Source organism: Mycobacterium sp. NGS40 (genome assembly GCF_059812735.1).
In genome coordinates, this window is sequence record NZ_JCALDG010000011.1 from 150,101 (window position 1) to 164,273 (window position 14,173).

The window sequence follows — 14,173 nt, forward strand, 5'->3', positions numbered from 1 at the left end:
GACTCAGCCTCCGCCGCAGGGTCCCGCTCGAATGATCGACGCCAATTCCTCGCGCGACTGGGCCCCGACTCGCTGGCAGGCCCGGTACACGTGACCCTCGACCGTGCGCACGGACATCACCAGCTGCTCGGCGATGTCCCGGTTGGATAGCCCGGCCACCACGAGTTCGACGACATCACGCTGGCGACCCGAGAGTTTGATACCCGTCGGAGTCCGCAACGCCGGCGTGTGCAGCCCACCGCATTCATCGGCTAACTCCCTGGCCAGCGCGGCGGCATACATCGCGCGCCGATGGTGCTGGCCCTCGTCGAACGCGACGGACGCCTGCGCCGCCGCGTCGGCGGCAGTGGCCCGGTCACCGATCTCGCGGTAGGCCGCCGAGGCCGTGAGCAGGCCGTCGCCGTCCCCAGCGTGCAGGGCCGCCGCGTGTGCTGCGACGGCGGCGGCCAGCGGCAGCGACAACTCATCGGCGAGCTCGCGCGCCCGCGCGGCCTGCGAAGCGTCCCCCCATTGAGCCGCGGCCTGAATGCAGGCGAGCTCATGGGTGGGCTGGGCGCGGTCGCGGGCCAGCCGTGCCGCCGCCTGCGCGCTCGCCACAGCCTCGGTCAGGTGGCCGCTGGCCGCCTTCGCCCAGCCGTCGGCCAGCGCGAGTGCGGTGTGCATGAACAGAAAGTCCGGCGGCACGCACGAGCGCGCGGCCGCAACGGCATCATTGGCCTCGCCGGCCTGTCCGAGCTTGGCGTGTGCTTCGGCAAGTGCGAAATAGGTCGCCGGCCGTAATCCCGTCGTGACGGAGTGTATCTGGACTCCGGCGACCGCTTCATGCACCAATCGGGCCGACTCCGCGACGGCGCCGCGGGCCAGGTCCGCGTTGCCCAACAGGAACGAAAAGTTCGCATAGGCCAGGCCGGGAAGCTCGCGGGCCGATTCGGCCAGTTGCCTTGCCGTGCTGACGAATTCGTCGATCCGACCGACCAGCCGACAAGCGCGGCCATAGACGGCACCGAACCAATATCGCATATGGGATGCCTGAAAAGACGTCGTCGCGCGCCGCAGCGCCTGCTGCGCGATATCCGAGAGATCGTCGACCTGACCGAGCGCCCCCATCGCCATGATCAACGCAAGCGAAGCCATCATCGCGTGAAACCCCGCGAGCTCCGGGAAATCCAATGCGGCCCGGGCATTTACGACCGCGATCTCGCAGCGCGCCGACACCGCGTCCAGGCACGCCTGCACCGCCAACCGCTCGGCCCGCTGCGCCGGTGTCTCGGGGCTCGCGGCCAGGCCGGCGAGAATCGGGGCCGCGTCGTGCGGTCTGGCGAGCCACCAGATCAGATTGGCGGCCCGCACGGTCGCCCAGTGGTGGCAGCCGGGCTGACCGTCGCAGGCCATCTCGCGCAACGCCGCCTCGGCCGGCTCACCGCGCCCAAGGAGCACCAGATTCATCGCCCGCACCTCGGCCGCTCCGGGCGCGCCGGCTTTCGCGGCGGCAGTGGCGAACCGGTCGGCCAGATCCAGATCAAGCAGCGTCATGGCGTGCCGCGCCGATTCCAGGTACAGCCCGGGGTCAGCAGCGAGATCCGACTCGAGCCGCAACAGCGCGCGGCGCACGGTGGCCTGCATGTCGGCGTCGCCGTCGTCGGCCAACCGCGTCGCGAGCCGGCCCCGGATTTCCGAGAGATACAGCTCGCCGGCGCTCGCGCGGCGCAGCTCGCCGAACAGCGGGTGGGCCAGGCGCGCCGTCAATCCGGTGGCGGTGCGCTCGATGCTCACCAGCCCCATCCGCTCGGCGGCAGCCACGTCGCCGCGGTCCACCAGATCGCAGAGCACGCCGATGGCCAGCGGCTCGCATTGCGACAACGTGTCGACGACCATCGCCATACCCGGGCTCAGCCGGCCCATCTGGCGGCCCAGCGTGTCGGACAGGCTCGCCGAGACCGCCACATCGCCGTCCCACATCCACACCCCGGCGGTTTTGCGCATCCGCCCGGCGGCCACCTGGTCGGCCACCAGCTGCCGCAGGAACAGGGCGTTGCCGCCGGTCAGCTTTTGGAACCGGGCCGCGCTGCGCGCATCGACGGGACCGTCCAGCCTGCTCTCGATGACCTCGCGGGTGGCCGCCGCCGAAAGCGGTTCAAGATCAAGCCGTTCCAGCAGACCGTCCTTCCACAACGCCGTCACCGCATCGGGTTCGTCGCTGCCGGTGCGGATTGTGACCACCAGTCGCACCCCGCCCGACTGCGCCAGCTGATGGACCACGAGGGCAGACAGTCCGTCCAGCAAGTGCGCGTCGTCGACCCCTACTACGACCATGCCTCGACGCTGTTGCGCGACAAACGAATTGATGACCCGTTGAACATCGGTCAACGGGTTCGACATCGCCTCACCCAGTGAGCCGATGAACGCTCCCAACGGCAGCGCGTGCGCCGAGTCGGTGCCGACGATCCATTTCGTCCGCTCCCCCGCCGCCGCGGCCCGCCGCAGCGCCTCGTGGGCCAGCCAAGTCTTGCCCACGCCAGCGGCTCCGGCGACTACCACGCCCGAGTGATTGCCTACCGCGCTGAGGGCGCGGCGAATGATCCCCAATTCACTGTCGCGCCCGGTCAGCGGCTCAGCGCCGATCACTCGGCGACTATAACGGTGCGGGAGCACCGAATGGGCGGCTTTGCCGACGTTTCGATGAGCCGATGCGTAGCGGCCACATAACAGTCGCGTAGTCGACTACGCTGCCGCCCGCGGTCAGCCGTCAGCAACATGGCCTTTGTCAGATAGACGCTCAGCACAGGCGGTGGGCTATGGCGAAGATCGGTATGCACGCGGTGGTACTGGGAGCGAGCATGGCCGGTCTGTTGGCCGCTCGGTCGCTCAGTGAGTTCTATGACGTGGTGACGGTGGTGGAGCGCGACCCGCTGCCCGACATCGGCGTACCCCGCCGGGGTGTGCCGCAGGGCAAGCACCTGCACGGCCTGCTGCCCCGCGGTGCACAGGTTCTCGAGGACTTCTTCCCCGGAATCCTCGACGAGCTGGTCGTCGACGGCGCGCATTACATCGACGGCCGGGATCTGTCGCAGCTGTACTACAACGTGGGCGGGCACCTGATGGTGCGCCGCGGCAGCGCCCCCTCGTTCACCGCCTACCTCGCCACCCGGCCGTTCCTCGAGGATCACGTCCGCACGCGCCTGCGCACCATCCCTAATGTCACGCTGCTCGACGAGCACGACATCGTAAGCTTGACCGCGACGGCGGACCACCATCGCGTGAACGGGGCCCGGGTGGTCGACCGTCGCACCCGCGAAGAGCGCACGCTCAAAGCCGATTTGGTGGTCGACGCAACGGGGCGGGGCGCCCGCACGCCGGCGTGGCTGGAATCCCTGGGCTACAACGGCCCGCGCGAGGACGAGGTCACGGTGGAGCTGACCTACGTGAGCCAGCTGCTGCGCATGGCACCGGATGCGCTGAACGAACTCGGCTTCGTCGTCGGCCCCGTGCCGGGGCGGCCGCGCGGGTTGGGCATTCTGCACTCGGAGAACGAGACCTGGATGTTCACCGTCTTCGGCCTGGCGAGCCATGGGCCACACCCCGACCTGATTTCGATGTATGAGTTCGTCGAAGACTTCGCACCGCCGCACCTGCTGGCCGCGATTCACGCCGCCGAACCGGTCGGAGAACCCGCGCGGCACCGTACGCCGTCCAGCCGCTGGCGCCGCTACGACAAGATGCGGCGATTCCCCCACGGCCTGCTGGTCATCGGCGACGCGATCTGCAGCTTCAACCCGATCTACGGCCAGGGCATGACGGTAGCCGCACTCGAGGCGCTGACACTGGGCGATTGCTTACTCAGCGGCACAAGGGATTTGGCGCCGCGATTCTTCCGGGCCGCGGCGGTGCCGATTCGCCAGGCGTGGGAGCTGTCGGCCAGCCCCGACCTCTGCCTACCCGAAATCGAGGGTACCCCGTCGCTGCTCACCCGACTGCTCAACGCACACGTCGATCGCGTGCTCACCGCCGCCGAATACGACACCGCCGCCGTCGATCGGTTCGTCAGAGTGACCGCGCTCGTCGACCCCGCCACCGCGCTACTGCGCCCAGGCATGCTGTGGCGCGCCGCCCTGGCCAACCGCCGCCGCCGGCATCACGGCAACGGTCAGATCGCCGACGCGGCAGCGGGCAATGGCATGCCTAGATCGGCCAGCGCACCACGCAGCAGCGTCGGGTAATCGGTGATGAGTCCGTCGACGCCATAGCCGATTTGCTCGCGCATCGCCGTGGCGTCGTTGACGGTCCATGGAATAACCTTGAGCCCCAGCGCATGTGCGTGATCGACATACGGCCTGCCGGTGACCAACTGATACCGGGGTGAGACGATGGTCGCCCCCACCATCAGCGCCCCGATCACCGCGTCGCCGACGGCTGTGGCATCGATGCCGGCCAGCCACGGCGAATCCGGCGCCCAGGTCTGGTCGTTGTACAAGGCCACCAACGGGATCGACGGTTCGGCCCGGTGCACCATCGGCAGGGTTCGCCAGTCGAAGCTCTGAATCTCGACCGAGGAGACCTTGCCCGCCGACCTGACCGCGCCCAGGATGACGTCGACGAACTCCCGAGGCTCGGCCGATCTGCCGGGACGGTCGGCCTCGACTTTGGTTTCGATGTTGTAGCGCACCGCGGCTCGATACGAGTCGGCGAGCGCGAAAACTTCCGGCAGGGTCGCGATCTTGTTGCCCCGCACCACTTCGGCGCCGGGAAACTCGGCGAGCAGCCGACCGCAGTCCAAGGTGCGTAGCTGCGCCAAAGTGAGTTCGTGCACCAGCTTTCCGACGTACGGGTACTGCGGATCGCCGGCGACCGCGGGCCCGGTGTCGACACATTTTTCGGCCTCGATCGTCGGATCGTGCCACACCAGTGGCTGGCCGTCCTTGGTGACGACGATGTCGAGTTCGAGTGTGCTGACGCCTAGTTCGAGCGCTTTGGCGAAAGCACGCAGCGATTCCTCGGTGGTCTCACCACGACCACCGCGATGTGCCTGCAGATCGAAGTCGGGTGCTTGGGCGCCGGACACCGGCAGCCGCACCAGCAGTGCGACCACGGCCAGCATCCCGCCCAGGCGTGCGAGCCGGCCGGCCAACCCGCTTAACTCCTGCGCTGACGGGCGATTTCGGCGAGCACCACCCCGGCGGCCACCGAGGCATTCAACGATTCGGCATGCCCGGCCATCGGTATCGACACCACCTGGTCGCAATTCTGCCGCACCAACCGGGAGAGGCCCTTGCCTTCGGATCCGACCACCACCACGATCGGGTCGGTGCCGTCCAGGTCGTCGACCACGGTGTCACCGCCGGCGTCCAATCCGATCACCCGCACCCCACGGTCGGCCCAATTCTTCAGTGTTCTGTTGAGGTTGGTGGCGCGCGCCACCGGCAGCCGGGCCGCCGCGCCGGCGCTGGTGCGCCAGGCCACCGCCGTCACCGAAGCCGAGCGGCGTTGCGGGATAACCACTCCGTGGCCGCCGAATGCCGCTACCGAGCGGACGATCGCCCCGAGGTTGCGGGGATCGGAGATGTTGTCCAGCGCGACCAGCAGCGCCGGCGGCGACTGCAGCGCGGTCGTGAGCAGGTCGTCGGGGTGGGCGTAGTTGTACGGCGGCACCTGCAGCGCGATGCCCTGGTGCAGATGATTAGCGGTCATCTTGTCCAGGTCGGTGCGGGGCACTTCCAAGATCGCGACGCCCAAATCGGCTGCCCGGGCAACGGATTCGGTGACGCGCTCGTCGGCTTCGGTGCCGAGCGCGATGTACAGCGCCGTCGCGGGCACCCCGGCGCGCAGGCATTCCACCACCGGATTGCGGCCGAGCACGGTTTCGGTCTCGTCGGTGCGTTTGGCCGTCCGGCGTTGCTGCGGCTGGGCGGCGCGCTTGGCAGCGGGATGGTTCGGGCGCATGTGAGCGGGCGGCGTGGGTCCACGGCCCTCCAGGCCACGACGCCGTTGGCCGCCCGAGCCTACCGTCGGGGCCTTCTTGCTGCCGGACTTACGTATCGCCCCCTGGCGCCGCGAGTTGCCGGCCATCTACCCGCCCGTCACTTGTCTGTACCCGCTTGCAGCTCCCACTGCGGCCCGTCGGCGGTGTCGGTGACCTCGATGCCGGCCGCCTTGAGCCGGTCCCGGATCTCGTCTGCCAGAGCCCAATTGCGCTCCTCGCGGGCTCGCTTGCGGCTCTCCAGCTCCGACTGAACCAGCACGTCGACGGCCGCGAGCGCGGCCGACGTCTCGTCGCGCGTTTCCCAGCGTTCGTCCAGCGGGTCGCAGCCCAGGATGCCCATCATCGCGCGGATCGAGCCGGCGTGCCGCAGCGCACCTTCATGGTCGCCGGCGTCGAGCGCCCGATTGCCCTCGGCACGGGCGTGGTGGATCTCGGCCAGCGCGATCGGCACCGCGAGGTCGTCGTCGAGTGCGTCGGCGAATCGCGGCGTCCACTCGCCGGGGACCACGCCGCCGATCCGAACCCGCACCCGGTGCAGGAATTCCTCAACTCCCACATAGGCTTTCACCGCATCCTGCAGGGCGGTATCGGAGAATTCGAGCATCGAGCGATAGTGGGCGCTACCCAGGTAGTAGCGCAGTTCCGGCGGCCGCACCCGCTGCAACATCGCCGGAATGGACAACACGTTGCCCAGCGACTTGCTCATCTTCTCGCCGCCCATCGTCACCCAGCCGTTGTGCAGCCAGTAGCGGGCGAACCCATCCCCGGCCGCGCGGCTCTGCGCGATTTCGTTCTCATGATGAGGGAAAACCAAATCCATTCCACCACAATGGATGTCGAATTCTGGCCCCAGATAGGTGCGTGCCATCGCCGAGCATTCCAGGTGCCAGCCCGGGCGGCCACGCCCCCATGGCGAGGGCCAGGAGGGCTCACCCGGCTTCTCGCCCTTCCACAAGGTGAAGTCGCGCTGGTCGCGCTTGCCGGTCCCAGCTCCCTCGCCCTGGTGGACGTCATCGATCTTGTGGCCGGACAACTGGCCGTACTCGGGGTAGCTGAGCACATCGAAGTAGACGTCACCGGCGGCGGCATACGCGTGACCATTTGCGATCAGGCGTTCCATTAATTCGACCATCTGGGTGATGTGGCCGGTGGCGCGCGGCTCCGCCGACGGCGGCAACACGTCCAGGGCGTCGTAGGCCGCGGTGAACGCGCGCTCGTAGGTCGCCGCCCACTCCCACCATGGCCGGCATGCCGCGGCGGCCTTGGCGAGGATCTTGTCTTCGATATCGGTCACGTTGCGGATGAAGGCGACGTCGTAACCGCGCGCCATCAGCCAGCGCCGCAGGATGTCGAAGGCCACGCCGCTGCGGACATGGCCGATGTGCGGCTGGCCCTGAACCGTGGCGCCGCAGAGGTAGATGGACACGTGCCCCTCGCGCAGCGGAACGAAATCACGCACAGCACCGGCTGCGGTGTCGTGTAGCCGCATGGGGGGGCGATCGGTCACGACGTGCCAGCTTACCTGCTACTTCAGATCGGCCGACCGCCGCTCGCAGGGCTATCCGTGCGCGACAACGAGGGCCGTCGCGATCGCGGCCAAACCCTCACCTCGCCCGGTCAGGCCCAGCCCGTCGGTGGTGGTCGCCGAGACCGATACCGGCGCGCCCAGCAGACCCGACAGCAGTTGCTGGGCCTCGGCGCGACGCGGGCCGATCTTCGGCCGATTGCCGATCACTTGCACGGCTGCGTTTCCGACCCGAAACCCGGCATCCGATACCAGCTCGACGACGTGGCGCAGCATGTCGGCGCCGCTGACGCCCTTCCACCGCGGATCGTCGACCCCGAACACGCCCCCGATATCGCCCAACCCGACGGCCGACAACAGCGCATCGCACAGCGCGTGCGCCGCGACGTCGCCGTCGGAATGGCCGGCGCAGCCGTCGGTGTCGGGAAACAGCAGACCCAACAACCAGCAGGGCCGTCCGGGCTCAATCGGGTGTACGTCGGTACCGAGGCCGACCCGAGGCAACTCGGTCACCGGCGCACAATCGCTTGGGCCAGCAGTAGATCCAGCGGTGTGGTGATTTTGAATGCCAGCGGGTCGCCGTCGACCACCTGTACCTGGCCACCGACGTACTCGACCATCGATGCGTCGTCGGTGAAAACCGCGTCCGCCGCTAGCTGGTAGGCGCGCAACAACAGGTCGGTGGCGAACCCCTGCGGCGTCTGCACCGCCCGCAGCCCGGCCCGTTCCGGCGTGCCCAGCACCACGCCGTTGGCATCCACGGCCTTGATGGTGTCATGCAGCGGCAGCGCGGGCACCACCGCGCCGTGACCGGCCCGCAGCGCGTCCACCACCCGCACGACCAGCTCCGGTGGCGTCAACGCCCGGGCGGCATCTTGAACAAGCACGTAATCCGGTTCGCCGGGCAGGGCGGACAACGCCAGATTGACCGACTCGGTGCGCCCGGCTCCACCGGCCACGACGGTGGCCCGGCTGCCCAGGACGTGCTGGGCTTGATCGACGCGATCCGCAGGCACCGCCGCCACGACATGACTAACGACGCCGGAATTCAGCAGGCCCGTGACGGCCCATTCCAGCAGAGTGCGCCCAGCGAGTTCGCAAAATGCTTTCGGGATACCGGCGCGCAGCCGTTCCCCCAACCCCGCGGCCGGAACCACTGCGACAACTGTGCCCCCGACCACCTGAGCTCAGGGCCTTCAGGAAGCTGCGGCCAAAACCTCGTCGAGAATGGTCTCCGCCTTGGCGTCGTCGGTGCTCTCAGCGAGCGCCAACTCACCGACCAGAATCTGGCGGGCCTTGGCCAGCATGCGCTTTTCACCCGCGGACAGGCCGCGTTCCTGGTCGCGACGCCACAGGTCGCGGACAACTTCGGCGACCTTGTTGACGTCGCCGGAAGCAAGCTTTTCGAGGTTGGCCTTGTAACGCCGTGACCAGTTGGTGGGCTCTTCCGTGTGGGGAGCGCGCAACACCTGGAAGACCTTGTCCAGGCCTTCTTGTCCGACCACATCGCGCACGCCGACGTACTCGGCGTTGTCGGCGGGAACTCGAACGGTCAGGTCACCCTGCGCAACTTTCAAGACGAGATACTCTTTTTGCTCCCCTTTGATGGTGCGGGTTTCGATCGCCTCGACTAACGCAGCACCGTGGTGTGGATATACAACGGTGTCGCCGACCTTGAAGATCATCAGATTCGAGCCCCTTTCGTTACTTCAGTCTAACACGGTGGTCCAACACACGCGTAGCAACGGTGCAGGTCAGGGGCACAACGCGCGCGGAATAGGGGTTGACAGACGGACGAAGACGTGCAATAGAACACACTAGCAACGCCTGGTCCTGGCCTCGGCAGTGCCCTGCCAGTGCCCGGGCTGCGGTCGCTGCGGTGCTGGTCTTGCTACCTGCGCTACCGCTTAAACGTCGTTCCTACTACTGTGCATAGTTGCACGCGTCATCGTGCCGCGACTTGCTCTGAACAGCCAGACCGAGCCCAGGAGGCATCGAGTGAACCGCTTCAAGACCAGCCTCGCGGTCGGCCTTCGCACCCGAGTCGTCCTCGCCGGCCTGGCCGCTCTGGTAGCCACCGCGCTCACCGGCTGTGGCGCCGGACAGATCTCGCAGATGGCCACCCAGGAGCCCGCAATCAACGGCAACAAGGTCACATTCAACAACGTGGCACTGCGCGATATCCGCATCCAGGCCGTGCAGACCGGCGACTACCTGCGCCCGGGTAAGAACGTGGATTTGGTGCTGGTAGCGGTGAATCAGTCTCCTGATGTCGAGGACCGGCTGCTGGGCATCACCAGTGACATCGGCACCGTGACCGTGACCGGCGACGCTCGCCTGCCCGCCAGCGGCATGCTGTTCATCGGCACGCCGGAAGGCCAGCGGGTCGCGCCGGGCCCGCTCAACCCCAACAGCGCGGCCAAGGCCACCGTCAACCTGGCCAAGCCCATCACCAACGGCCTGGCCTATAACTTCACCTTCACCTTCGAAAAGGCGGGCCAAGCCAGCGTGCAGGTGCCGATTTCGGCCGGGATGGCTCCGCCGGAGGTCTGAACGGCCGTGTCACGCCGGGACTTGTCGGCGCGGGCGGATACCGTCATGACGTGGCTAATGCGCGCTCGCAATACCGTTGCTCGGAGTGCCAACACGTCACCGCCAAATGGTTTGGCCGCTGCGGAGAATGCGGCACCTGGGGCACCGTCGATGAGGTGACCGTGCTCAGCGCGGTGGGCGGGCGTCGCTCGCAAAACCGGACGTCGCAGGCCGTTCCGATCAGTTCTGTCGAAGCGGGCACCAGCCACCACCGTGCGACGGGCATCGACGAACTCGACCGCGTACTCGGTGGTGGCGTGGTGCCCGGCTCGGTCACGCTGCTGGCCGGCGATCCGGGCGTCGGCAAATCGACGTTGCTGCTCAAGGTCGCCCACCTGTGGGCGCAGTCCGGGCGGCGGGCGCTGTACATCTCCGGCGAGGAGTCGGCGGGCCAGATCAGGCTGCGCGCGGACCGCATCGATTGCGGCAGCGACGAGCTCTACCTGGCCGCCGAATCCGACGTGCACACGGTGCTCGAGCACATGGCGACGGTCAAGCCCGCGCTGGTGATCGTCGACTCGGTGCAGACCATGTCCACCGCCGAGTCCGACGGCGTCGCCGGCGGAGTCACGCAGGTGCGCGCCGTGACGGCGGCGCTGACCGCCGCGGCCAAGTCCAACGGCGTGGCACTGATCCTCGTCGGCCACGTCACCAAGGACGGCGCGATCGCCGGCCCGCGCTCGCTGGAACACCTCGTCGACGTCGTCCTGCATTTCGAGGGCGACCGCAACGGCTCGCTGCGGATGGTTCGCGGCATCAAGAACCGATTCGGCGGCGCCGACGAAGTCGGGTGTTTCCTGTTGCACGACAACGGAATCGAGGGTGTTGCGGACCCGTCCAACCTGTTCTTGGATCAACGGCCCGCCCCGGTGCCCGGCACCGCGATCACGGTCGCCCTCGACGGCAAACGGCCGCTGATCGGCGAAGTCCAGGCGCTGCTGGCCACGCCGAACGCCGGCTCACCGCGCCGCGCGGTCAGCGGGATCGACCACTCCCGCGCCGCGATGATCACCGCCGTGCTGGAAAAGCACGCCAAGCTGCCGCTGGCCGCCAACGACATCTACCTGTCCACGGTGGGCGGCATGCGGCTGACCGATCCGTCCTCAGACCTCGCCGTCGCGATCGCGCTGGCGTCAGCCCTGGCCGACCTGCCGCTGCCCACCACCGCGGTGATGATCGGCGAGGTCGGCCTGGCGGGTGATCTGCGCCGGGTCAGCGGCATGGACCGGCGCCTGGGCGAGGCCGCTCGGCAGGGGTTCAGCATCGCGCTGATTCCGCCGGGATGTGACGCCGTTCCGCGGGGCATGCGAGCACTGACCGCACCCAACATCGGGGCGGCGCTGCAGCACATGATCGACGTCGCCCACGACCGCGCCGCCGAGCCCGCGGGACCCAAACGGCTATACATTGCGACGCCATAAGCCCTGGCGTAGCAGAATGACAGGCTGTGACGCGTCCGACGCTGCGTGAAACAGTCGCCCGCCTGGCACCGGGCACCGGGCTCCGGGACGGCCTGGAGCGCATTCTGCGCGGCCGTACCGGTGCGCTGATTGTGCTCGGCAACGACGAGAACGTCGAGGCCATCTGCGACGGCGGCTTCGCCCTGGATGTCCGATACGCCCCGACGCGACTGCGCGAGCTGGCCAAGATGGACGGCGCCGTCGTGTTGTCCACCGACGGCAGCCGCATCGTGCGGGCCAACGTGCAGCTGGTTCCCGATCCGTCGATACCCACCGACGAGTCGGGCACCCGGCACCGCTCGGCGGAACGCGCGGCGATCCAGACCGGGCACCCGGTGATCTCGGTCAGCCATTCGATGAACATCGTCACCGTCTATGTCGGCGGGGAGCGTCACGTGCTGGCCGATTCCGCGACCATCCTGTCGCGGGCCAACCAGGCCATCGCAACCCTGGAGCGCTACAAGACCCGCCTCGACGAGGTCAGCCGGTTGCTCTCACGGGCCGAGATCGAAGACTTCGTCACGCTGCGCGACGTGATGACGGTGGTGCAGCGGCTCGAGCTGGTCCGCCGCATCGGGCTGGTGATCGACTACGACGTCGTCGAACTGGGCACCGACGGACGGCAGCTGCGGCTACAGCTCGAAGAGCTGCTGGGCGGCAACGACACCGACCGGGAATTGATCGTGCGCGATTACCACGCCAGCCCCGAGCCGCTGTCCGATGCGCAGATGATCGCGACACTGGACGAGCTGGACGCGTTGTCGGACACCGAGCTGCTCGAAATTACCTCGCTGGCAAAGGTTTTCGGTTATCCGACGACGACGGAGGCGCAGGATTCGGCGCTGAGCCCCCGTGGCTACCGCGCGATGGCCGGTATCCCCCGGCTGCAGTTCGCCCACGTCGACCTGTTGGTCCGCAACTTCGGGACGCTGCAGGGTCTGCTGGCGGCCAGCGCCAACGACCTGCAATCGGTCGACGGCATCGGCTCGATGTGGGCCCGCCATGTGCGGGAAGGGCTGTCGCAGTTGGCGGAGTCGACGATCGCCGACCCGCTCAACTGACTAGCCGGCGGGCGACGGACCGGGAGCAGCCCCGGGCGGAGCCTCGGGCTGGGGCACCGCCGGCTGACCCGGCACCGGCCCCGGCGGGGGCGGCGGCTGGTTCAGAATGAACGGCACCGCGATCGAGCGCAGGTTGCCCAGTTGCACGACGAGGTTGTAGGTGCCCGGGCCGATCGCCGGCCGCGGCAGCGGGCAGTGCGGCGAGGAACCCATCCCCGTCCAGGTCACCGCCGTCGTCACCTGCTCGCCCGGCGTGAAGGTCTTGACCAGGGTCTCGTTGGACGGCGCGCAGTCCAGGTTGGACCACAGCCGCTTGTTGTCCAGCGAGTAGACGTAGGCGGCCAGGACAGCGGCGCCGACGTCGCGCTTGCAGGCCACCAGGCCGATGTTGGTGACGACCATTGTGAACTTCGGCTGGTCACCGATGAAGTACTGGGGGGCGTTCGTCAGCCCCTTGACGGCAAGCGTCGAGTCCGGGCAGTCGTCGCCCTCCTTGAGCACCGGCGGCGGCTGCACCGCGGCGGTCGGCGTCGGGGCCTCGGGGTTTTGCCCCTGCGCGGGCGGGACCGGGGTGACGCCCTCCTGCCCCGGCGGGGGCGGCGCTTGCGGCGGTGGTGCTGCCGGGGTGCTTTGGCCCGGCCCGGCCTTGTTCACGCTGGCGGGCTTGGCGCCCGCGCTGTTGCCCATAAAGGCGATGACAATGGCGACAGCGATGCCGATCACGACGACCGCGATCCCCAGGGCCAGCCCCCTGCGCCGCCAATAGATCTCCGTGGGTAGCGGGCCACGCGGTTCCAGATCCAGCACGGTCACACCATAAGTCCAGGTCACACCGATTTGCCCGACCCGGCCCGGCGTGTCGCGATGTTAGCTGGCCTTGGATCGTGTTAGGCCCCTGTTCGCGGCCTTGTGATGAGGGCGTCAGCGGCCCGTTATTCGCCGATGTCGCCGATGTGGTCGACCAACGCCGCGCGCCCGTCGGCGAGGTGGTAGGTAACCCCGGCCAGCGCCAGGGTGCCCGCCGACACCCGCTCCGCGATGGCCGCGGAACGCGAGGTGAGCTGGGCCAACGTCTCGCTGACGTGCCGCGCCTCGAATTCGTCGACGCGGCTCAGGCCGTCGCGCCGGCCGATCAGGATCGACGGCGCGACCCGCTCCACCACGTCGCGCACGAAGCCGGCCGGGATCGCCCCGTCATCGACCGCGCCGATCGCGGCCTTGACGGCGCCGCAGCTGTCGTGGCCGAGGACGACGATCAACGGGACGTCGAGCACCGACACCGCGAACTCGATGGACCCGAGCACCGCCGAGTCGATGGCCTGTCCGGCGGTGCGAACCACGAACATATCGCCCAGGCCCTGGTCGAAGATGAGCTCGGCGGCCACCCGACTGTCGGAACAACCGAACACAACCGCCGTGGGTTTTTGACCCGCGGCCAGGCTGGCGCGATGCTCGACGCTCTGGCTGGGGTGCGCGGGCTGACCGGCAACGAATCGCTCGTTACCCTCTTTGAGTGCTTTCCATGCGGATACCGGATTCGAGTTGGGCATGGGAGACA

General features: G+C 68.3%; 13 protein-coding genes. 4 read left to right on the top strand and 9 right to left on the bottom strand.

Annotation, left to right across the window (positions count from 1 at the left end):
- Positions 1–3 precede the first annotated feature (3 nt).
- Positions 4–2,625: a LuxR C-terminal-related transcriptional regulator gene (locus AC5Y5O_RS18330; RefSeq protein WP_500026434.1), complete on the bottom strand. Its 2,622-nt coding sequence runs from the start codon at positions 2,623–2,625 to the stop codon at positions 4–6.
- 170 nt (positions 2,626–2,795) lie between these two features.
- On the opposite strand from AC5Y5O_RS18330, the gene AC5Y5O_RS18335 reads away from it, so the two are divergent.
- Positions 2,796–4,217, top strand: a complete 1,422-nt coding sequence (locus AC5Y5O_RS18335) for an FAD-dependent oxidoreductase (RefSeq protein ID WP_500026436.1) — start codon at positions 2,796–2,798, stop codon at positions 4,215–4,217.
- Here AC5Y5O_RS18335 and AC5Y5O_RS18340 read toward each other — a convergent pair.
- Genes AC5Y5O_RS18340 through carD form a run of 6 tightly spaced genes read right to left on the bottom strand, consistent with a single transcriptional unit; the run spans position 4,145 to position 9,187 of the window.
- Complete coding sequence (locus AC5Y5O_RS18340; RefSeq protein WP_500026618.1) at positions 4,145–5,095, bottom strand: glycerophosphodiester phosphodiesterase; 951 nt, start codon at positions 5,093–5,095, stop codon at positions 4,145–4,147. The two genes, AC5Y5O_RS18335 and AC5Y5O_RS18340, sit on opposite strands and share 73 nt — an antisense overlap.
- A 35-nt stretch (positions 5,096–5,130) precedes the next feature.
- The gene (gene rlmB / locus AC5Y5O_RS18345) at positions 5,131–6,063 is read right to left on the bottom strand and encodes a 23S rRNA (guanosine(2251)-2'-O)-methyltransferase RlmB (protein ID WP_096290329.1); all 933 of its coding nucleotides are present in this window, start codon (positions 6,061–6,063) and stop codon (positions 5,131–5,133) included.
- Positions 6,064–6,074: 11 nt separating this feature from the next.
- Positions 6,075–7,484, bottom strand: a complete 1,410-nt coding sequence (cysS, locus tag AC5Y5O_RS18350) for a cysteine--tRNA ligase (protein WP_096290330.1) — start codon at positions 7,482–7,484, stop codon at positions 6,075–6,077.
- 51 nt (positions 7,485–7,535) lie between these two features.
- Positions 7,536–8,015: a 2-C-methyl-D-erythritol 2,4-cyclodiphosphate synthase gene (gene ispF / locus AC5Y5O_RS18355; protein WP_096290331.1), complete on the bottom strand. Its 480-nt coding sequence runs from the start codon at positions 8,013–8,015 to the stop codon at positions 7,536–7,538.
- Positions 8,012–8,683 (bottom strand): 2-C-methyl-D-erythritol 4-phosphate cytidylyltransferase, encoded by a 672-nt coding sequence (ispD, locus tag AC5Y5O_RS18360; RefSeq protein ID WP_500026440.1) that lies wholly within the window; start codon positions 8,681–8,683, stop codon positions 8,012–8,014. Before ispD ends, ispF begins: the two co-directional genes overlap by 4 nt.
- Before the next feature lie 15 nt (positions 8,684–8,698).
- Positions 8,699–9,187, bottom strand: a complete 489-nt coding sequence (gene carD / locus AC5Y5O_RS18365; RefSeq protein ID WP_007166539.1) for an RNA polymerase-binding transcription factor CarD — start codon at positions 9,185–9,187, stop codon at positions 8,699–8,701.
- A 313-nt stretch (positions 9,188–9,500) separates the two neighbouring features.
- Between carD and AC5Y5O_RS18370 the strand changes: the two genes are divergently transcribed.
- The 3 genes from AC5Y5O_RS18370 to disA are packed head-to-tail and all read left to right on the top strand — an operon-like array spanning position 9,501 to position 12,615.
- Entirely contained in the window at positions 9,501–10,055 is a 555-nt protein-coding gene (locus AC5Y5O_RS18370) for a copper chaperone PCu(A)C domain-containing protein (protein WP_423790941.1), read from the top strand.
- A 50-nt stretch (positions 10,056–10,105) separates the two neighbouring features.
- A complete protein-coding gene (radA, locus tag AC5Y5O_RS18375; protein ID WP_096290333.1) occupies positions 10,106–11,515 on the top strand; it encodes a DNA repair protein RadA in 1,410 nt (469 codons plus the stop codon).
- A 26-nt stretch (positions 11,516–11,541) separates the two neighbouring features.
- Positions 11,542–12,615, top strand: coding sequence for a DNA integrity scanning diadenylate cyclase DisA (gene disA / locus AC5Y5O_RS18380; protein ID WP_096290334.1), 1,074 nt, complete (start codon positions 11,542–11,544; stop codon positions 12,613–12,615).
- On the opposite strand, the gene AC5Y5O_RS18385 is transcribed toward disA, so the two are convergent.
- Both AC5Y5O_RS18385 and AC5Y5O_RS18390 read right to left on the bottom strand, forming a co-directional pair.
- Positions 12,616–13,422: a hypothetical protein gene (locus AC5Y5O_RS18385; protein WP_096291401.1), complete on the bottom strand. Its 807-nt coding sequence runs from the start codon at positions 13,420–13,422 to the stop codon at positions 12,616–12,618.
- 125 nt (positions 13,423–13,547) lie between these two features.
- A complete protein-coding gene (locus AC5Y5O_RS18390) occupies positions 13,548–14,165 on the bottom strand; it encodes a carbonic anhydrase (RefSeq protein ID WP_096290335.1) in 618 nt (205 codons plus the stop codon).
- Positions 14,166–14,173: the final 8 nt, after the last annotated feature.